Origin of the sequence: Miniphocaeibacter halophilus, from assembly GCF_016458825.1 — a bacterium.
Taxonomy (GTDB): Bacteria; Bacillota; Clostridia; order Tissierellales; family Peptoniphilaceae; genus Miniphocaeibacter; species Miniphocaeibacter halophilus.
Window position 1 is genome coordinate 1,136,707 of record NZ_CP066744.1, and the last position, 21,670, is coordinate 1,158,376.

The 21,670-nt window shown below is 27.7% G+C and carries 17 protein-coding genes; 8 read left to right on the forward strand and 9 right to left on the reverse strand.

The genetic code is table 11. The features are described from left to right. Nucleotides 1-237: 237 nt before the first annotated feature. Nucleotides 238-798 carry a hypothetical protein gene (locus JFY71_RS05620; RefSeq protein ID WP_243662063.1) on the forward strand — a complete coding sequence of 187 codons (561 nt, stop codon included), beginning with the start codon at nucleotides 238-240 and terminating at the stop codon, nucleotides 796-798. Nucleotides 799-1,059: 261 nt separating this feature from the next. On the opposite strand, the gene rhaA is transcribed toward JFY71_RS05620, so the two are convergent. After that, on the reverse strand, nucleotides 1,060-2,316 hold the full coding sequence (rhaA, locus tag JFY71_RS05625) for an L-rhamnose isomerase (protein ID WP_243662064.1): 1,257 nt from the start codon (nucleotides 2,314-2,316) through the stop codon (nucleotides 1,060-1,062). 262 nt (nucleotides 2,317-2,578) lie between these two features. Here rhaA and JFY71_RS05630 point away from each other — a divergent pair, with 262 nt between their 5' ends. The 7 genes from JFY71_RS05630 to JFY71_RS05660 all read left to right on the forward strand — a co-directional run bounded on the left by JFY71_RS05630 (nucleotide 2,579) and on the right by JFY71_RS05660 (nucleotide 13,278). Then, the gene (locus tag JFY71_RS05630) at nucleotides 2,579-4,033 is read left to right on the forward strand and encodes a Na+/H+ antiporter NhaC family protein (protein ID WP_243662065.1); all 1,455 of its coding nucleotides are present in this window, start codon (nucleotides 2,579-2,581) and stop codon (nucleotides 4,031-4,033) included. Nucleotides 4,034-4,092: 59 nt separating this feature from the next. Continuing rightward, nucleotides 4,093-5,112 (forward strand): LacI family DNA-binding transcriptional regulator, encoded by a 1,020-nt coding sequence (locus JFY71_RS05635; RefSeq protein WP_243662066.1) that lies wholly within the window; start codon nucleotides 4,093-4,095, stop codon nucleotides 5,110-5,112. Nucleotides 5,113-5,148: 36 nt separating this feature from the next. After that, nucleotides 5,149-7,764 carry a glycosyl hydrolase gene (locus tag JFY71_RS05640; protein ID WP_243662067.1) on the forward strand — a complete coding sequence of 872 codons (2,616 nt, stop codon included), beginning with the start codon at nucleotides 5,149-5,151 and terminating at the stop codon, nucleotides 7,762-7,764. Beyond that, nucleotides 7,761-9,200 (forward strand): rhamnulokinase, encoded by a 1,440-nt coding sequence (locus JFY71_RS05645; RefSeq protein WP_243662068.1) that lies wholly within the window; start codon nucleotides 7,761-7,763, stop codon nucleotides 9,198-9,200. The genes JFY71_RS05640 and JFY71_RS05645 overlap by 4 nt, the downstream gene beginning before the upstream one ends. Continuing rightward, nucleotides 9,181-9,861, forward strand: coding sequence for a class II aldolase/adducin family protein (locus tag JFY71_RS05650; protein WP_263457756.1), 681 nt, complete (start codon nucleotides 9,181-9,183; stop codon nucleotides 9,859-9,861). Before JFY71_RS05645 ends, JFY71_RS05650 begins: the two co-directional genes overlap by 20 nt. A gap of 605 nt (nucleotides 9,862-10,466) precedes the next feature. Further along, the gene (locus JFY71_RS05655) at nucleotides 10,467-12,284 is read left to right on the forward strand and encodes an HsdM family class I SAM-dependent methyltransferase (protein WP_243662070.1); all 1,818 of its coding nucleotides are present in this window, start codon (nucleotides 10,467-10,469) and stop codon (nucleotides 12,282-12,284) included. Next, complete coding sequence (locus JFY71_RS05660) at nucleotides 12,274-13,278, forward strand: restriction endonuclease subunit S (RefSeq protein ID WP_243662071.1); 1,005 nt, start codon at nucleotides 12,274-12,276, stop codon at nucleotides 13,276-13,278. Before JFY71_RS05655 ends, JFY71_RS05660 begins: the two co-directional genes overlap by 11 nt. 154 nt (nucleotides 13,279-13,432) lie before the next feature. Here the strand turns inward: JFY71_RS05660 and JFY71_RS05665 are convergent, their stop codons facing one another. The 8 genes from JFY71_RS05665 to JFY71_RS05700 form a co-directional block, all read right to left on the reverse strand. After that, nucleotides 13,433-13,801, reverse strand: a complete 369-nt coding sequence (locus JFY71_RS05665) for a hypothetical protein (RefSeq protein ID WP_243662072.1) — start codon at nucleotides 13,799-13,801, stop codon at nucleotides 13,433-13,435. Nucleotides 13,802-13,814: 13 nt separating this feature from the next. Next, complete coding sequence (locus JFY71_RS05670) at nucleotides 13,815-14,555, reverse strand: helix-turn-helix transcriptional regulator (protein WP_243662073.1); 741 nt, start codon at nucleotides 14,553-14,555, stop codon at nucleotides 13,815-13,817. Nucleotides 14,556-14,831: 276 nt separating this feature from the next. Beyond that, nucleotides 14,832-16,252, reverse strand: a protein-coding gene (locus tag JFY71_RS05675) for an IS3 family transposase (RefSeq protein WP_420846432.1) whose coding sequence is annotated in 2 segments (ribosomal slippage) — nucleotides 14,832-15,716 and nucleotides 15,719-16,252 — 1,419 coding nt in all. Because the reading frame shifts where the segments join, the coding sequence is not laid out codon by codon here. 94 nt (nucleotides 16,253-16,346) lie between these two features. Next, nucleotides 16,347-16,853, reverse strand: coding sequence for a DUF1643 domain-containing protein (locus tag JFY71_RS05680; protein WP_243662075.1), 507 nt, complete (start codon nucleotides 16,851-16,853; stop codon nucleotides 16,347-16,349). 66 nt (nucleotides 16,854-16,919) lie between these two features. After that, a complete protein-coding gene (locus JFY71_RS05685) occupies nucleotides 16,920-17,213 on the reverse strand; it encodes a hypothetical protein (RefSeq protein WP_243662076.1) in 294 nt (97 codons plus the stop codon). A 72-nt stretch (nucleotides 17,214-17,285) separates the two neighbouring features. Then, the gene (locus JFY71_RS05690; protein ID WP_243662077.1) at nucleotides 17,286-18,896 is read right to left on the reverse strand and encodes a recombinase family protein; all 1,611 of its coding nucleotides are present in this window, start codon (nucleotides 18,894-18,896) and stop codon (nucleotides 17,286-17,288) included. A gap of 157 nt (nucleotides 18,897-19,053) precedes the next feature. After that, nucleotides 19,054-19,926, reverse strand: a complete 873-nt coding sequence (locus JFY71_RS05695) for a hypothetical protein (protein WP_243662078.1) — start codon at nucleotides 19,924-19,926, stop codon at nucleotides 19,054-19,056. Nucleotides 19,927-20,012: 86 nt separating this feature from the next. Continuing rightward, complete coding sequence (locus JFY71_RS05700; RefSeq protein ID WP_243662079.1) at nucleotides 20,013-21,515, reverse strand: hypothetical protein; 1,503 nt, start codon at nucleotides 21,513-21,515, stop codon at nucleotides 20,013-20,015. Nucleotides 21,516-21,670 lie beyond the last annotated feature (155 nt).

Consider the following 21,670-nt stretch of genomic DNA (forward strand, 5'->3'; position numbering starts at 1 on the left):
TTAACTATTTAACCAAGAAAGTAACTAGATGAAGATAAATAGTATAAGTAATAATATACTCAGACTTAATCTATTTTTTAATAAAGATTAATTTACAACAAAATAGAATTTTTTGACTAGGATTTATAGAAAAACTTGAATAAATATTGAAATTATAAATATAAATATTATAATATTATAGGGGAGTTGTATTTACAACATTTTAATTTAGGATAATTAATAAAAAGGAGAATGTATATGAAAAAATTTAATGAATTTGATTTAGGAGAAAAAATTGTAATAATATCATCGATTATAGGTGTAATATCTTTATTTATGCCTTGGGTAGATATGGGATTTGCCAAAACCAGTGGTTTTCAACAACAGGGTTTTATATTTCTTATATTTTTTATCTACCCAGTTTATAAAATTCTTAAGGGAGAAAAATATAATAAGATTATAGGTATTACCCTAGGAATACTTAGCATTGTTCTATCTATTATGTATAATAAGAGCAAAACCGTTGATTTTTTTGGTGAATCAGCAAACTTTTCAGGTACAGGAATGTATATTTTTATATTTTCAGCTATAGGATTTACCATAGGTAATGCATTAGTTAAGGGAACCATTAAAAAAGAAGAATTAAATAAGGATTTTGAAGAAGTTAAGTCCTATGTTAAAAAAGCCGGTGATAAAATAGGTGAGGAAGTAAGTAAATTAAAAGAAGAACAAACTACAAAGGAAGAAGATAAAATAGAAAAAGATAATTTAAATGAAAATAAACAAGAAAAAGATAATTCAGATAATACAGATGAATAGAATATTATGATTAATAAAAAACCTAGTATGCAATATATAATTAATAAAACAACATACTAGGTTTTTAGATTTAAATGTTGATTGGCATCATTAAAGATTAATATACAATAATATATGAAGTTGCTTATTTTTTAAAATAGCTTGTTAATTACAATAGATCATATTTCAGAATAATTCTTATTAGAATATTAATATAGTCAATACATTATTAAGCAAGAAAGAAATACAGTTCAAGCTCAGAGTTTTGAACCATGTTTTTTACTATTTTCTTTTTAAAAAAACATCTTCCTCATATTTCTTTATTATATTAAGCCATTCTGACTCTAATGGAACATTTGAAATATGACAATAATAATTCCATACATCGCCAAAAGGAAATGTTTTCAACTCTTCCATAATTGCTAATCTACTGGTAAAATCTTTTTTTTCTTCAAGCTCTACAAGGTAATCATTAGGCATAAGTAAAGCAAGTAATAAAGATTTTAACATATTTCTTGTTCCTATAACCAAAGCTGCAACCCTATTAATACTAGCATCAAAGAAATCTAAACCTATCAATACCTTGTCAATGGCATTATTTCTAACTATTTCTTTAGAAATTTCGTTTAGTTCATCATTTAAGATTATTACATGATCACTATCCCATCTAACAGGTCTGCTAACATGGAGAGCAAGCTTATCCTTAAATAAAAGCATGGATGAGATTTTGTCTGAAATATATTCAGTAGGATGGAAATGACCAGCATCTAATAAATATAATACACTCTTCCCATTGGTATAATTCATATAAAATTCATGAGAACCTACTGTATAGGATTCAAGACCTATACCAAACAACTTAGATTCTACAGAATCAATAATATATTTAGGATTAAGATTTATAGAAAAAATTTCATCTAAAGATTTCTTCAATCTTTTTCTTGGTCCTAATCTATCAGCGGGAATATCTTTAGAGCCATCAGGTATCCAAATATTTGTAAGACATTGATCGTTTAGTTTTTTTCCTATATATTCACCTATTTTTCTACATGATATACAATGCTCTATCCAAAAATCTCTAATGGAGTTATCAATACTAGATAATGTACCATTATCAGCTAAGGGGTGAGAAAATAGTGTTGGATTAAAATCTAAACCTAAATTATTTGATTTTGCCCAATTTATCCAATTATCAAAAAGTTCTGGTACTATTTTATTTCTTTCAATTTTTTCTCCATTGCTTTCAGCATAAATTGCATGTAAGTTAATTTTATGATTACCAGGTATTTGTTTCAAGGCTACCTCAAGATCACTTCGCAATTCTTCCGGATTTCTAGGTACTCCGGGATAGTTTCCAGTTACATCTATTCCTCCACTTAAATTATTGCCATTATTTTCAAAACCTCTTATATCATCACCTTGCCAACAATTAATAGATATTCTAATTTTTTTTAATTTTTTTAAACAAGACTCTAAATCTATATTATATTTACTATAACAAACTTTAGCTTCTTCATATCTTTGTAAAACATTATTCATACTTTATCTCCTGAAAATTTATTATTTAGAATTATAGTAATTTAATAATACAATATTTATGCAAAAATGTAAAATCGATTTTATAAAATGTAAGTATATTCAATGATTACAAATAATAAAGATTAAATAGATAAACTGTAAATATAAATAATGGTATCGCTTGACAAATTTTAAAATAAAAGTTAAAATCTAATTAAATCGATTTCATTAAAATGAAATCGATGCTTAGGATTATAGTAAATAACAATTTTGGAGGAGTAGAATGAAAAAAAATATTACATTAGGTAAACAGTTTACTGCTGTAGGAATATTTTTATTAGTAATAATATTGGGTTTGTTTTTACCAATATTAAAAGGAAATCCAGATGCGGCTTTAGATATTGAAACTATAATGTTCATATCTGCCTCATGTATTTCTGTGTTTATTTTATTAACTACAAATATTTCATGGGATGAATTATTTAAATCTATGACAAAATCTATAAGTGATGCTTTACCCGGTTTATTAATACTTATAGTAATAGGACCATTGATAGCAGGATTTATAATGAGTGGTCTAATGCCTATGTTGGTTTATTATGGAATAAAGATTATAGATCCAAAATTTATTTATGCTATTTCTTTGATCTTAGCAGCGTTGTTTTCCATATTTACTGGTACTTCATGGGGGTCGGCTGCAACAATTGGAGTTGTGGCAATGGGAATAGGGAATGCTATTGGAGCTAGGCCAGAAATTGTGGCAGGTGCAGTAATAGGCGGTGCTTATTTCGGAGATAAATTATCACCTTTATCTGATACTACTAATATGGCTGCTATAGCTTCGAAAGTCGATCTTTATGATCATGTAGGTTCTATGTTATGGACGACAGTACCCTCAACAATTATTTCGTTAATTGTATTTACCATAGCCGGGTTTGTGTTTCCTGCAACGGCTGGAAGTATCAATGATCCAAGGGTTACAACTATACTTAATGATTTAAGCGGAATGTTCAATTTTAATATTTTATTGATAATACCATTACTGATTGTATTAATTGGTTCTGCAATGAGAAAGCCAGTTTTACCTGTTATGGTTGTAGGTGCTTTTATATCTTTTGTATTTGCATTTATATTTCAGAACTTTACTTTTACTAATATTTTAGATGGTTTACATAGTGGGTTTAAACTAGAAATGGTAGACTGGTTTAAATATTCATTGCCTGTTAAAGGTGAAGCATATATTATAGGTTTTTTTGAAAAAGGTGGATTTTGGGAGTTGGGAAATCTAATACCGATCTCAACATCTATTCTAGCAACAGTAGGGACTCTTAATTCTATAAACGCAATGCCAGCAGTGGCAAATGTAATCTTTGGCAAGGTTAAAACAAGAGCTGCAATAATAATATCTTCTCTAGTTACAGCAATTGCCATGATTGGTATTACTTCAAATGGAATAGCATGCAGTTTTGTAACAGCTGATATTTTTGGAGAAAAATATGATGAAAATGGAATTAGTCGAAAGGTTTTATCAAGAACAACCGAGGATGCAGGTACTATGTTAGAGGTTTTATTCCCATGGACTCCAGCAGCAATATTTTTTGTTCAGACTTTAGGCATAAGTACAATAGATTATATTCCTTGGGCAATACTAAATTGGATTACTCCTGTAGTGGCAATATTTTTAGCTGTATCAGGAATCGGGACATATAAAAATGAAAAAAAGAAAATTAACAAATAATAGTTCATATTAGTTTGATATAATAACATGTGAACAACTAATTAGTGGAGGTAATATCATTGAAAAAGAAAGTAACGATTCAAGATGTTGCAAATAAAGCCGGTGTCTCTAAATCAACAGTATCACATGTTATGAACAATACCGCTAAAATTTCTAAAGAAACAAGAACTATAGTAGAAAAAGCTATTAAAGAATTAAAATATAGACCCAATAGAGTTGCGAGTAGTTTAAGAACTGCTAAAAGCGACTCTGTTGGACTCATTGTTCCCGATTTATCAAATGAATATTATGCAAATGTAATAAAGGGAGTTTCTGATATAGCTTTAAAAGAAAACTATTCTATAATGATCAGTAATACAGAATATAATGAAGTTAGTGAAAAAAAAGCTATAAATAATTTTTTAGAAAACAACATTGATGGAATAATATTTATTGGTGGAAATCCAGATAGACAAAAACTAACAAGTATTAGAGAAAATAATATACCTGTTGTGGTTATAGACGTTACTATTGAAGATTTGGACGTATCTTCAATAGTATCAGATGATATAAACTCTATGAAAAAATGTGTTAACTATCTAGTGGAAAAAGGGCATAAAAAAATTGGATTCGTTGCAGAATTTCTTAATTTATCAAATGTTGAAAATAGATATTTAGGTTATAGACTAGGGCTTGAAATTAATAAAATATCTTTTGATGAGAATTGGCTATTTATTGAAGAAAGTTTAAAAACTGAAAAATTAATTAATTCATATCTATATATGAAGAAGATTTTAAAGGATCATAATATAGAAGACTTACCAACAGCTTTTATTTGTACTTCCGATTTAGTTGCTTTAGGATTTATTAGAGCTATTAAAGAAGCGGGGTTTACCATTGCTAAAGATTTTTCGATAATCGGATATGATGATATTTCAATATCTGATTTTTCTGAACCAAGACTTAGTACAATAAGACAAAACAAGTATGAGATCGGGAAAAAAGCTATGGAATTAATAAAAGAAAAAATTGAAAACCCCTCTAAAAAATCTGAAAAAATCACATTTCCTACTAAATTAATAATTAGAGAATCAGCATAATAGGTATTCACCTTATTAAATTAAGAGGAGTTTAAAATGAGTAATTTAAACAAACCATATACTAGAATGTGGCTATATGGTCTAAATATTACAAAAGATGAAATAGATTATAATATAGAACAAGTTAAAAACAAAGGTATAGGAGGAATAGAATTACAGTTTATATATCCTATAGAAGAAAAGGGGAATAAACAATTTTATTCTTCAGAATTTTTTGACGATTTAAATTATTTTATAAATAGATGTCACAAAGAGAATATAGATGTTGATTTAACACTAGGCTCCGGATGGCCTTTAGGTGGTAAATTTATAGATAAAAGTATGGCTCCGGATATATTGATACCTTATCAGGTTAATTTATGTGGTCCAACTAACTATAATTATGATTTTACTGGAGTTTTATCTGGTAAAATAGTGAAGGCTACGTTAGCGAAAATTGATAATGGAAAAATTATCAAGGATACTCTAAGAGATGTAACAACTCATGTAAAAACAGAATATATCGAAGTATGGCCTTGGGGGGAATCCATTAAAGATTTAAATATCCCTGAAGGAGAACATAGACTATATGTATTTGTTTCAAATGAATATAGACAATTAGTGGGGAAGGCTGCTCCAAACATGGAGGGGTACGCTATGGACCATTGTAGAAAAGATGTTACAAAGTTATATCTTGAACAATTAGGAGATGTCTTATTAGATAATATCGATGTAACAAAAATAAGATCAGTCTTTTGTGACTCGATTGAACTGACAGCTTCAAATTGGACTAAGTATCTACTAGATGATTTTATTAGAGAACGTGGATATGATCTAACTCCATATCTACCAGCTCTCTGGGATAATATAGATGATTTATCCCCATATATAAGATGTGATTATTATAGAACATATGGTGAGGCTACTGTAAATAATTATTTTAAAGAAATTAAGAAATGGGCTGTAAAAAAAGGGGTACAATTTCGATTACAAGCACATGGTACATGGGGAGACATTATAAATGCTTACAGTGCATCTCATATTCCAGAAGGAGAAACTTTTGGATATGGAGATAAGTTGAATGTAAATATTAATCATAGAAGACTTGCTGTTAGCTCAGGTATGAATATTAATGCCCCGATAGTATCGAATGAAACTTATACATGGTTAAGAAAACCAAGGTTTCTAGTAACTTTAGAAATGATGAAAAAAGCTACGGATGCTTGTTTTGTTGATGGAATCAATCACATTATAAACCATGGATATTCATTTTATAAAGGAAATAATCTCGATAATATATTTTATGCTTCCACAGTAATATCTCCTCATAATACATGGTGGAAGTATTATAATAATTTATCAGAATATATTTCTAATACTTGTAGATATTTACAATCATCAAAGATAAAGACTAACTTAGCAATCTTAACACCAACTACAGATATATGGGCTAAAAACACTATGGCTGAATTACATATGTCTTTAAAAATAGAAAAACATATTGGAAATAATATATTGAACAAACTTTCGAATTTAGGATATTGGACGGCATTTGTAAACGATGATAGGATACAAAAATCAGAAAATGTTCTGAAATTAGAAACAAATGAAATAGATACATTGATAGTTCCAAGTATGGATTATATAGACCTATATACTTTAAGAAAAATAGAGCAACTATCCAATACTACTAATATTATATTTTTAAATAAATATCCTATTTTTGGTCATACCTACTTAAATTATGTAGCTGTAAATTATGAAATACAAGACATAATAAAAAGAATTTCAAGTAAAAAGGGAGTTTATTTATTAAATGAAATTGAATTATTTGATAATATAGGAAAAATCATAGATCCTATTATTAAAATAGAGAATAATGATAACGTTGGATTTATAATAAGAGAAGATTCTAAACATAATAAGATTATTTTTATTGCTAATATTAGTGATGAATATAAGGAAATTTCTATTGACTTTCAATTCAATAATTATTTTGAAATATATGATCCTATGGAAAATAATATATATTTAAATTATGATGTAAAAGGAAATAAAATTCTACTTGATTTAGAGCCGAATCAATCATTGATAATCAAGGAAAGTAATAATCTTAGAGAAAATTTGGGAATATCAAAATATGAAATATATAAAAGGTTTGAGATTAAGCCTAAATATTTAAATATCGGTATGGACAACAAAATCATAGATTCTTTTATAACATGGGAAACCATAGATGATTTTAAATACTATAGTGGAATAGGAATATATTCATCTGAATTTGAAATATCTAATGAATTGATAAATTTAAACGCTTTTTTAGAAATAGATAGTCTTTTTGAAATATGTGATGTTTATATTAATGATAAATTTGTTGGAAATATATGGAAAAAACCATATAAATTAAATATAACTGATAAATTACACTTGGGTAAAAACAGTATTAAATTTGAAGTAACAAACTTATTGTTTAATAGTGCTCTTAACAATATTACAGAAAATCCTAGAACAAAGTTGTCAAAAGAATGGCCATATCTAAATGAAATAATAGTACAAAACAGAATAGATAAGGTTGATACTTTTAGAGAAAGAGAAGAAAATCTGGGTATACAAAAATCTGGAATAGAAGGTAAAGTATATTTGAATTTTTTTAAAGGAAAGACTGTAAGATGAAAAATGTAAGTATAGCCATAGATATAGGTGCTTCTAATGGAAGGATAATAGCAGGATATTTAGAAAATAATAGATTGCTACTAGAGGAAATTTCAAGATTCGATAGTTTACCTGTTAAAATGAACGATAGACTATATATAAACATACTATCCATTTGGAAAAACATAGTAAAAGGGCTAAAAAAGTTAAAACTAAATAATTACAATATAGAGAGTATTGGAATCGATACATGGGCTGTTGATTATGGTCATTTTGATAAAAATGGCAATCTTTTACAAAATCCATATCATTACAGAGATGGTAGAGGGATTGGAAAACTGAAAAAAATAGAAGATAATCTAGGAGTCTCCTTAAAGTATATATATAAGAGAACTGGAATTCAATTTATGGACATAAATTCCATTTATCAATATTATGATGATTATATGAATTCTGAATTTTTAAATATAAGTACAAATATTTTATTTCTCCCCGATATTTTAATATATGCATTAACTGGAAAAATGTTTAATGAATATACGAATGCAACAACATCTCAAATGTTAAATATCAATTCTCAAAGTTGGGATTTAGAATTATTAAACAAATTACACTTACCTAATAAATTTGTTGAAATAATTAAGCCAGGTAGCATAGTTGGAAAAATAAAACCCAAATTAGCAAAAGAAATTGGATTGACAGATACAAAAGTGATCTCAGTTGCTAGTCATGATACAGCTTCTGCAATTTTGGGTACGCCTTTAAATGGAAATACATCAGCGTATTTAAGTTGTGGAACATGGTCTTTGTTAGGTGCTGAAATTGATAAACCGATTATAAATGAAAAAAGCTTTAAATATAATTTCACGAATGAAGGTGGTGCTTATGATACTATAAGATTTTTGAAAAACATCACTGGATTATGGATAATTCAAGAATTGTATAGAAAATGGAATCCATTATTCGGATTGGGATATTTAGAAATAAGCAATTTAGCTAGAGAATCTGTCATAGATATAGCTATAGATACCGATGATGATCGCTTTAAAAAACCTATAGATATGGAAGAAGCAATAATATCCTATTGTAATGAAAAATATGGAGAAAATTTAAAAGAAAAAAAGGATATTGTGAGAGTAGCTTACAATGGAATAGTTAATAAATACAAGAAAGCGATTGGTGAGCTTGAAGAGTTACTAGGTTATAAAATAGAAGTTTTAAATATGATTGGTGGTGGGATACGGGATGAACTGCTTTGTGAGTTAACATCTAAACACATCAATAAAAAATTAATAGCAGGTCCTATAGAAGCTTCTGTTATAGGAAATTTAATAGTTCAACTCATATCGCTATATAAAATTGACAATATTGATATTGCAAGAGAAATAATAAGAAATTCAATTAGTGTAAAAGTATATAAAAACGGAGAAATATTAAATGAAAGAACAAGAAATTAAAAAATTTATATGTGAAATAGGCAAAAGGGTGTGGGAAAGAAATATGGTCGCCGCCAATGATGGGAATTTTTCTGTAAAATTAGAAAATGGTGATATTCTGTGTACTCCAACTGGTGTTAGTAAGGGCTTTATGACACCGGATATGATTTGTAAGATTAATTCTTCAGGAGAGTTGTTGGAAAGTGATAAAATTCATAAACCTTCTTCTGAAATAAAAATGCATTTACGTGTATATAAAAGAAGGAGTGACGTTAAAGCAGTTGTACATGCACATCCGATGTATGCTACTAGCCATGCTATTTCAGGTGTTCCTTTAAATAAACAAATCATACCTGAATCAACAATTCTATTAGGAGAGGTTCCATTGGCAAAATACGGTTTACCTTCTACTAATGAAATACCTAATTCGATAGAACCATTCTTAGATGATTATGATGCTGTTTTATTAGAAAATCATGGTGCATTAACATGGGGTACAAGTTTAAATGATGCTTATTTTAAACTTGAAGGGCTGGAATTCTATGCGCAATTAAACTTTGTCTCCTCTATACTAGGGAATGGCGAAGTAAATGAATTGTCTAATTATGAAGTGAATAGATTAATGGAAATTAGAACACAGATGAATATACTTGGAAGACACCCTTTTATAAAAAACAAATAACTATATTAGAAATGTTTTTAACAAAATATTTCTAAAGCTTCTCAAATCACGATAAAAAACATAATCAGTAAGTCTTCCTCGTTTACTAAGAAGATTTACTGATTATGTTTTTTGTTTATTACATAACGGATATTTATAATTTTCTTTTTTTAAAATTTTAAAATCTTCAGATTAATCAAATTTGAAATTCAAAGATAGATTGTTAGAATATTTATTGTTAATTAATAAAAATGGCATTTTGAACTTTAAATCAATTATTCACATACTTTTTTATAGTATTGATTTTTCCTTTAAAAAACCGCATCACTTATGATACGGTTCTCCGTATCGGTTTGATATGCGATTTTTTAGTAATAAATCAAACTTGAGATTTAACTCTAAGGTTTGTAGCTGATTGAAAACATATAATGATAATGAAGTTAAAATAATATCTGATATTATATTGTGTAAAATAAATATAGAATATATAATAAAGACATTGAAATTTTAAGGAACTTATAGGTATGTGATAAAATATAAAATAAATACTTATTTAATTTTGATTAAACAAATTGAAAGATATTATAGAGTATAGAAATCATTTTAAGAAGAGGATTGAAAAAATAATGGATCGATATGAGATTATAAATAGAATTGGAGCAGAATTTTTAAAAAGTAATATAGAAAATGGGGAGTTTAGTTATGCTAAGGCTTTAAAAAATATTGGGAAAAATCACATTGATTATATGTCTGATGACGCAAAAAGAAAATATAAAGATATTGATTTAAGGTTTGTTGAAGGCAATTTAACAATATTGGTAGAAACAAAACAACATATAACAAATGGAAATTTATTAGGAGATATGGAACAATTGCAACATTATGTTTATTTTGAGAAAGAACTAACAGGTAATAAAGTAATTGCAATTTTAGCTGCTACCCAAACAAATGAAATAATGGTTTGGCAAGATGGTTCTGATATTATCGATGATGTTCATTATGATAGGTCTCAAAGAGTTATCAAGTCAATGGAAGAGTATAAGAACATACATTTTGGCACAAGGAATGATAAAATTTCTCTGGTAGAAAATACCAATGAACTAAATGAACTTTTACACCAATATGGAATTAATGAAGGAATCCGAAGTCAATTTGTTGGAACCTGTTTGCTAGCTCTAAAGTATGATTTAGCATATGATTATCCTAGGGTAACTAGTGGGCAAATTAGAGAGGGAATACAAGAAATTTTAGAGGATTTATTAGATGGTGATCTAAATAAAGCAAGAAAACTTGTGATTTTAAAAGATAATGTTATAGATTCCCAAGATGTGAGAGATTTAAAAGTGGATGAATTTCAGCATATTTTAAGAGATATTGAAAATAAAATTATACCTTACATTAATGAGAAAAGCACCATGGGTCAGGACTTATTAAATTTATTCTTCACTACTTTTAATAAGTATGTTGGTAAGGCAGATAAAAATCAAGCCTTCACTCCAGATCATATTGTTCATTTCATGTGCAATGTGATTGGCATAAACAGACATTCCATTGTACTTGATCCATGCTGTGGTAGTGGAGCTTTTTTAGTTAGAGCTATGACAGAGGCAATGGATGATTGCGATACTGATGAAGAAAGAGAGAATATAAAGAAGAATCAGATTTTTGGAATTGAATTTGAAGAGAAAGCATATGGTTTATCAACAACAAATATGCTCATACATGGGGATGGTAATTCAAATGTATTGCAAGGTAGTTGTTTTGATTTATTAGATGATGTGGTTGAAAAAACAAAAATAAATACTATATTAATGAATCCACCATATAATGCTCAAAGAAAACATAGCAATCCTAAATATGTAGAAACATGGAAAACGACCACTAAACAAGATCCTTCAAAAGGATTTCATTTTGTATATGAAGCTGCAAAAAAAATAAAGACTGGGAAATTAGCAGTTTTGTTACCAACGCAATGTGCTATAGGAAATTCTGGAGATGTTAAACTTTTTAAAAGAAAAATGTTAGAAGAACATACTTTGGATGCCGTTTTTTCATTGCCGATTGATATCTTTCATCCTGGAGCGAGTGCATCTGCTTGCTGCATGATTTTTAATCTGGGAATGAGACATGAAAATTCACCTATTAAGGAAACTTTTTTTGGTTATTTTAAAGATGATGGGTATGAAAAAAGAAAGAATTTGGGACGAATGGAAAGAGAAGATGGTTTATGGCGGAAAATTGAAGAAGAATGGCTAACATTATATTTTAATAGAGAAAGTAAAGCTGGAATGTCAGTTACTAAAAAAGTTAAAGCAAATGATGAATGGTTAGCTGAAGCATATATGCAGACTGACTATGATAAACTAAGTTACAATGATTTTCAAAAAAATATAAATAATTATCTTTCATATTTAGTTAAAATAGGTGAGATTTATGAAGAATAAAACTATTAAAGTAGGTAAATTTTGGGCACCAATATTGCTGAACGATTATTTTGATATAAAAGCAGGAAAGTATTATTATCCTCATGAATATGGACATGGAGATACACCATATATTTCAGCAACTGTAGCTAATAATGGAGTGTCTGAATATATAGACTTAGATCCAGATTTCAAGGGTAATTGCATAACTACTGAAAAAATTTCTTGCCAAGCATTTTATCAAAAGTATGATTTCTGTGCAACAAGTGATATTAATGTTTTTATTCCTAAATTTGAAAATTTCAATGAATACATTGGTATTTTTATTGCTACCCTAATTAATTATGACCAAAATTATAGATGGAATTATGGTAGACAATGTCGTGTCGGTGATAGCAAAAAGATAAATGTCATGATGCCTATTACGAGTAATGGAAATCCAAACTGGCAGTTTATGGAAAACTATATTAAGACGTTAAATTACAAAAGAATAACTACTAAAAATAAATATGACTTTGATAAAATTTACAGTAAAAAATATAAAAAATTTAAGTTAAAAGATTTATTTAGTAATATATATAAAGGTTATCCACATGTAAAAGTGGGTTTAGTAAAAAAAATGTTGAATAGTAAAAATGCAATACCATTAGTTACAAGGACAGCTGAAAATAATGGTGTTGACTGTTATGTCAGCATTGATCAAGCAGAGAAAATAGAGAGTGGTAATGCAATAACTATTGGAGATACAACAGCAACATTATTTTATCAGCCAAAACAATTTATAACAGGAGACCATATGGTGGTGTGTAGAGCTGATTGGTTAAATCAGTTTACAGGAATTTATATAAAAACTCTAATTGATTTAGAGAAATACAGATATAGTTATGGAAGGGCATTTAAACTAAAATTAATAAAAAACACAGAAGTAATTTTACCCGTGGATGATAAAGGTGCCCCTGATTGGATTTTTATTGAGAGCTATATTAAATCCATTCCCTATGGAGATAGAATTTAAATAAGAAATCAACAAGAAATTGAAATATTTTCGCAATTGTTTGTTAAAAGACCAAAAGGTAAAAAAATAAAAAGTCTATTTTTCATATCAATATAATTGATTGCTAAATAGACTTTTAATTAAAACTTTATTTTTTATCTCCATCATTATTGATTTAAGCCTCATCTTGGTTGCTAACTTTTTTATCAAACTTCCATATTTTTTTCAAGAATTGTATTTGTTCGGAAGTAGTCATATAATCAAGATTATCTGATTTTCGTCTTAAATTTTCCTTAATGGTTAAATATATCGTTCTAATAACAAAATATAAAACACCAACTATTATTATTAATCCTAAAATTGTCCCTATACCAGCTAAAGCAAACCCAAATATTCCACCTATTATTAAAGAGATAATATAGCCAAAAAACTGTGCTATTAAAAATTCTCTAAAAATTGAGCTTCCTAAATTTCCAAAATAATATACTCGAAATATTTTATGGTATAGTATAAACAATATAATCCCTAATATAAATCCTAACATTTTTTCCTCCTAATTATTTAATGTTTTTTAAAAGTTTTCTTCTGTATTCACTATTACTAAATTTATTTGAATATGGAATATAGAATTTTTCACCGATTAGCCTTACCTCTTCTATATAGTCGATTCTAAAGATTTGTAATTCTTCCTTATCCTCTACAATAGTATAGGCAATTAAATAAAAATGGTAATTTCTAAATAGTATTGAAACAGGCTTCACAATATTATATATATTATTTTCAAATAATTTATATTTAAATGAAATAATTTCTCTGTTTGTGATATATTCTGTTAATTTCCATATTGATTGCAGCATTTTTCCATTGGATATAAAAGAGATATATTTGTCAAAATCATCGCTTATAATATTTTCTATGTGTTTTTTATTATAATAAGTGATATGTTTTTTTAATTTATTTATTAAAGAAGTAATTTCATTTTTTGCCAAAGAATGACTACCTAAAAGAATCAAGGATATAATTAGAACCTCTTCCTTTGTTAACCAGTCAATTTCAGATCTTTTTAAGTAGTATCCATTTAATTTTCTGTCATATTTAATAATTGTTTCTATTTCAAAAGGATATATTTCCCTTAGATAAATCCTAAGTTCATTAAAATCTCTTTGTATAGTTTTTAAAGAAACGTTGAATTCTTTAGATAAAGAATCCTTATTTAAAACCTCACCTTTATTCATTCTTTCGTATATAAGTAGTAATCTAAAACCCTTATTACCTTTTAAATTTATAGATTTTCTCAATAATGCAAACCTCCAAGCTACATTAAAATAATAATAACTTTTAACATGGACACATAATGGGCTTCTTATCGTTTAAAATACTTCTTTATAAAAATAAAAAGAGATAGATTTTTAAATAAGGTGACCCCAAAAAGTTGGACTTTTTCCAGAGCAGATTTTTTGCTCTGGTTTTTTATATTATACTGTAGCTAATTTTATTTAATTATTTTGAAAGACTTATGTCAAGAACAAAAGCGAAGCGACTCTTGACCTATGGCTTTCAAAATAATACCATAGCTATGCTACAGATAATTGTTTTCTATATTCTACTGGACTCAACCATCCAAATCTTTCTTTTATCCTTAGTTCATTATAGTATTTTATATATTTTCTTATTGCTGTTTCCAATTCCTTATAACTATAATATATTTTTCCATAATACATTTCTTGCTTCATTATTCCAAAGAAATTTTCTATTGGTGAGTTGTCTAAACAATTACCTTTTCTAGACATACTTTGTATTATTCCATTTCCCCTTAGCTCTTTTACATAGGCTTTCATCTGATACGCCCAACCTTGATCTGAATGAAATGTTCTTCTATATTTACAATCAGACGTTATTTTAATAGTTTCTTTTAAGGAAGCCATTATACTCTCTGCTGATGGTTTTTCAGATATTCCATAACTTAATATTTCCAGGTTACATAAATCCATAAATGGATCAAAATACAACTTTTTAATTTGAAGATTGCCATTTTTATCACGCTCATAGTATTTAAATTCCGTTGTATCTGTTGTGATTTTTTGATGTATTACACTGGTGTTAAATCGTCTATTTAGTTTGTTTTTTGCTATTTTACCAACTTTACCTTTGTATGAACTATATTTTCTACTTTTTCTAGTAAATGACATTACTTGAAGTTTAAGTTTTTGTACAAGTTTTTGTACAAGTCTTTGCACCTTCTTCTTATTTATCTTAAATCCTAATTTTTTAAGTTCACCATAAATTCTTCTATATCCAAAGTTTTCATGGTCTTCTCTTATCTTTAAGATTTCTTCTTCTATTTTTTTATCCGGATTATCTCTATTAAATCTTTTTTGCCAATACATATATGTTGATTTGGGAAATTTAAGCACTGCAAGAATATCTTTTAATTTAAATGATCCTCGGAGATTGTGTATTATTCTTGCGATTTGTTCTTTTTTTGACTTTCCTTTAGACGCAATCTCCTCAATTCTTTTAAATATTCATTCTCTATTTTCAGAGCTAAAACTTGTTGTTCTAGTTCTTTGATTCTGTCAGCATCATTTTTACTTATCTGAGAATTTTTATTGTTTTTATTGTCTTTAGCTTTCATTTTAGAGGGTCTCCCTTGTTGTTTTACGAGACCTTCTTTTCCCAATTTTCTAAACTTTGATACCCACCCTGCTATTAATGATGGATTATTTATTCCGAAATTGGTTGCTAGTTCATGATAAGAGGTCTCTGTAGTTAGGTAAGACTCTATCATATTTAATTTAAAATCTAAAGTATATTTATCATTTTGTCGTTTTCTTAATAACCCTGTTTCTCCAAATTCTTTATATGCTTGTATCCAGGTACATACTGTCGTAAAACTTGGAATATTATATTTTTTAGCTAGATACCGATATCCTCCCAAGCCATCTAAATATTCCTCTACTACTTTTAGTTTAAATTCAAAACTATATTTCGCCATTGAAAAACCGACCTCCTAATCGTTAGATTTTTGGTCTAACTTTTGGGGGTCGGTACATAAATTCCTATCTCTTTTATTAAAAGTTAGTTTATATTTAATTAGTATATTTCTCTAAAACCCAGTTATTTCTAATCTTAGGATTTAGAGGATGATACATTTTTTCTTTCTTTTTATCTGTTAAATAGTAGATATCTGATTTTATATTTTCAAATAGTTTAATAATTTCCAAAGTTCTACTTCTTACAGTTCTATTTGTCTCGGACAAAGTACCCCAAGCAAAGATTATTTTAGAACATAACTTAGCTTGTTCTACTAAAATATTGTCATTTTCATTGAAGGCTTCTTTACTTATATTTTTTATATCATTACTAGGGTATAGATTCGTATATATAATAGAGCCAACTTCATACTTGGCAAGTTCATTAAATATGATCCTAGTAGTCATATCCTCATTTAAGATAGAGCTGTTACTTGGATATAGGGTAATAACCATATATTTATCCTTTTTATCATTCCAAGTTTTGCTAAGCAGATACCTGTATTTGTTATTTTTACTTTTAAATATTTCTGTTTGAATATTAATATTTTCTGTAACAATCATTTTTTATTCTCCTTAATTAAAATATTTAGAATAGCAACAACACATTTTATTAGAGTTTTTAAATTACTATTCATTATAGGAATCTCCAAATTTGTAATAGACTAAATCCCAGTCTTTTAATAGATCCATTAGCATTACTTCGTTTGTTTCGATGGTATTAATATAGTAAAGATAGTATTCTCCATATAAATAGGCATGAGTCATAACCTTAGTTGGCAAAACTATATTTTTTGGAAATAACTCTTCATCTAATTCATTAGACTCAAACTCTATTGATTCACAGGCAATATATTCAATATCTATGTTCATTTTTAAGTATTCTTCTAAAAAATTATGTGCTGTTTTTAAATCGTATTTCATAACTTTACCTCCGAGTATAATTATTAAAACTTATATGCAAAAATTGAATTTAAAAATTGTATTGTCATTATATTAGGGCATTAAAAAAGAAGCATCTTTTTTAGATGCTCCCTTTTTAATATCTAGATAATTTAATAGTTCATCGTTAATTACTATATTTATAGAGTCGATCTCTCTATTTTTGTTAATAGTAATTTCTGAGATCAAAAGATGAATCAGTTTCTTTTGTTGTCTTATATCATTACTTTTTAATAGCAACTCTCCAAAATGCTCAATTATATTTTGTATATATTTATATGAAATTTCTTTAACTTTTCTATTGGATACTATTTTTAGCAATTTAGATTTTTCTTTTTCTAGTTCGAATTTACTAGGTGAATATTTCTCTTTTCGTAGCTTAAATTCTTCATTAGAGATGAAACCATCTTCTAATGCATTAAATAGATTATCTAGTTTGTTGTTAAGATTTTTTATTTTCAAATCCACATTTTCAAGTCTTTCTATTAAAGGTTCCATGTTTGCATTTTGTTCAGAATTTATATTTTCGACAATATCCTTTATTATTTTAGGTTTGTTTATTAGAGATTCTATTTTTTTAAACACACATCTATTAGCTATATCAACTCTTATCCCATTTGAGTTACAAACAGTAGTTCCTTTGTTCTTCCAATTACCACATACATAGTAGTCTGTTTTCTTTTTAGTACCATCCTTTAGTTTATTAATAGTTCTGGACATTACCATACCAGCACCACATACAGGACATTTCAATACACCAGTAAGAGCAAATTTCCCATCATATATTCTAGCAGGTTTTCCTCTTCTATTTTTATTAATGGTTTGTACTTTATCCCACGTGTCTATATCAATGATAGCTTCATGTTTTCCGTCTACTATAATAGGATCTGGATTTATATTCCTACGTCTTTTTTCAGACCAGTTTTGCAAGACGTTGTATCGGATTTTACCGATATATAGAGGATTTAATATAATATCTTTTATGGAATTAACTCCAAACGCATTACCTCTTTTAGTTTTATAGCGTAACCTATTTAACTTGTTACAGATGGCCTTGTATCCTTTGCCATTAGCATATTCCTTAAATATGAGCCTTACTATATTCGCTTCATCTTCATTGATTACAAGTTTGGTTTTCCCTTTAGGATTATTAGGATCAACTGGTACTATATCATATCCTAAAACCCTTCCACCACACCATTCACCGTTTTCAGCTTTGGCTAGCATGCCCATCTTAATGTTCTCAGCTATAGTGTCCCTCTCAAACTCACCAATTGTGGCAATCATATGGAGTAACATTTTTCCAGTAGGAGTATTATTTTCAAAATTTTCAGTTAGTGATTTAAAATAGATGTTAAAATCTTCTAGGATATCTACAATCCTTATAAGATCGGCTAATTTTCTACTAATCCTATTGACTTGCCAAACAACAACCATATCAAACTTTTTATTTTTCGCATCAATTAATAACTTATTTAAGGCTGGTCTATCCTTAATATTTTTACCACTAATACCCCTGTCAGAATAGCATTCATATATTTCGTAGCCATTCTCCTTACACCATTGTATTAATAACCTTTCTTGCTCATCTATGCTGTAACCTTCTTCAGCCTGTTCATTAGTACTTACTCTACAATATATTGCAATTCTTTTATTTAAATTCATTATATCCTCCTTTTAAGCATATACTATGGTCAAAACTATAATATATGCTTATTTTTAACTTATTTACATTTCTTCTGTGTTCTTTATTTCATACTCTAAAATTATTTCAGATAGTGTTTTGATTAGTTCATTCATATTGTTTTATTACCTCTTTATTTTAAGCTGCAAGATCATCGTTGTTATCGTTGTTTTTTGGATTATAACTTATAGTTATATTACGGCTACGATTTTTGTAATTATGCTCTATTTCAATTCCTATGCTTCTAAAACTATTTGACAATCTATTTAAAACTCTAGTTAGTTTATTTGGGGTTTTTGGTAAATCTCCAAGGTTTGTTAAGTTATTTTTAGCAGTAAATTGTCCTAATTCTTCCAATAGTCTAGTGGCAGTACCTTCAAAATGTTTTTTTGTTTGTATAAACTTTATAAATACCGGCACTATTGCATTTTCTTCAAGAGAATAAGTTTTCATTTTATCTATATTGTTTTTGTATATTCGATCAAATTCTTTTTCTCCTATTCCTAATGTTTTAGCTATAATACAACCCCAAATGTAAAAATCAGCCATTCTTGGTGTTTCAAATAATTTATAATCTTGATTTTCATAGGTTTCAAGACAATAAGACAACGTTATAAAAATTTCCGATAAAATGGTAGGTTTTAGTTTTTCAAAATTAGAATCTAACTCAGATATAGGAATTCTATCTTTGGCTTTTATTCTTCCTAAAGTATAAACAATGGATCTATCAAGTAAATCGGCTCTAGATGATGCTATATTTATTCCATTTATATATATTATTGAAGAAATATCCATAATATATTCTTCATTATCTGTATAAAGTTTACGTTTCTTGTAGGTCCCACTAGTAGAAGACATACACAGTATGTTAGCAGCATCCTTTCCAACATAATCTAAATTGTCTAAGCACGTGACATAATTATTAGCTAATGATAATAACAAGCTATCGTTATTTAAAACTGTAGTAAGAAGATCATTGGAGGGATCTATTAAGCTTTTTGCATATTTCATTATTGTTGATTTACTACCACCTTGCTCACCAGATAGTATTTCGATGGTGTGGTTAATATTAGGAATAAACTTGCTAACTAAGCTGATTATAAATAACTTAAATTCGTCTTCATATTTAAATTAAAAAATGGTCTAAGTAATTCCATTAAATCAGTTTTAGAATCTTCACTACTTGGTGCTACTTGTTCTCCTATATTACTACGATTAAAAAGTATTTCTTTGTCTGAAGAAGGTTTAATATGAAATCCATCCTTACTAATTATTACAATTTCTTTATTGGAGTTACCTAAGTCATAATATATAGCATCATTACTAACACATATACGTTTCTTTAAACTATACTGATTTTCATAGCAAAAAGCAGAAAAGTGATCTTGTATTGACGAAATAGTATATGAGTTAGGAGATTTACCAAATTTATTGTAGATGATTCTTATAATAGCTTTTTTTAATTGTGAGCTATAAATAGGAAAAACTTCATTAATATCATCAGTACTAATAAACATATATTCACTATTAAAATCATCAACAAAGCATTTAGAATGTTCTTTAATATGTTGAATATATTCATTAAGGGTTCCAGTTTTTTCCTTTAAGCTACTTCTATTAAAACTAAGAATTTTATAATCCTTAAAATCTAATGATTTAAATAGGGTGATAATGTTCTCCATGCTACATTTATCGTGGTGACATCCTGCACTTATAGAACCATCAGGGTAACTTATTAAATAAGAGCCATTGTCAATATCATGTCCATTATTCCATGGACATTGGGAAAGTACATAAACTTTCCCATAATCCATTTCTTTTATACTACTAACGTCTACATTATAGTTAGCAATAAAATCATCAATATTACCATTAGTAAACCTAGCTTTTTTAGTAGAAACAGCTTTAATATCAACTTTTTTAGAATTGATATAATCATCTATAGTTTCAATGTCCAATATTTTAATATTTTCAGGTATCTTATCTAAAAAAGACTCCCGATGAGGTCTTTCCTTTGTATTTTTACCTTTATGATTTACAGTTCCATAAAGTCGGCAAATCCTAGATGGATTATATACACTGGTATCTACTGTTACCTTAGAATTACTGTATTCTTCATCAAGTACAGACAATAAAGATTTAACTCTAGTTACATTTGCAGTATTGTTTTTAAAATTGACTTTGTATAATAAATGGTAACCGTTACCGCTACACGCTACTATAGGTGAAGGAAAGCCAAATAATGACAATCCTTCTTCTATTTTATTAGCTAATTTTTTGCTACTCTCTAACTCTTCATCAGTACTAGAGGTAGTGCTAGTTCTTATAGGATCTAAATCCACCAAAATCCAGTTATAAAACAAAATATCCTTATCAGAAATAGTAGATTTACATCCTTCAAGCTTATTTGTCACGTTAATATTATTTTCATTGATGCTCTGTAGCGAAAAATACACGTTCTTATCTAGAAGGGGAGAAAGTTCCTCTTCTAGAATTCTCATATCGTTAAATACACCTGATAATATTATTTCTCCTAAAATCCTTATTGCTATTAATTTGCTTTTTCCTAATACTTTTAAATTTTCAATTATTGTTTTCATAATTTTTATCCCTTCTTTTTATTGTTATTCCATTGTGTTGAAAAATTGATCAGATTTTGCAACGCTAGCAACGATTCTTTCCTATTTAATAAAATTTTATTTTTAAGCGCTCAATTTCAAGAAAATTAATTTTCTATGATTAATAATAGCACCCA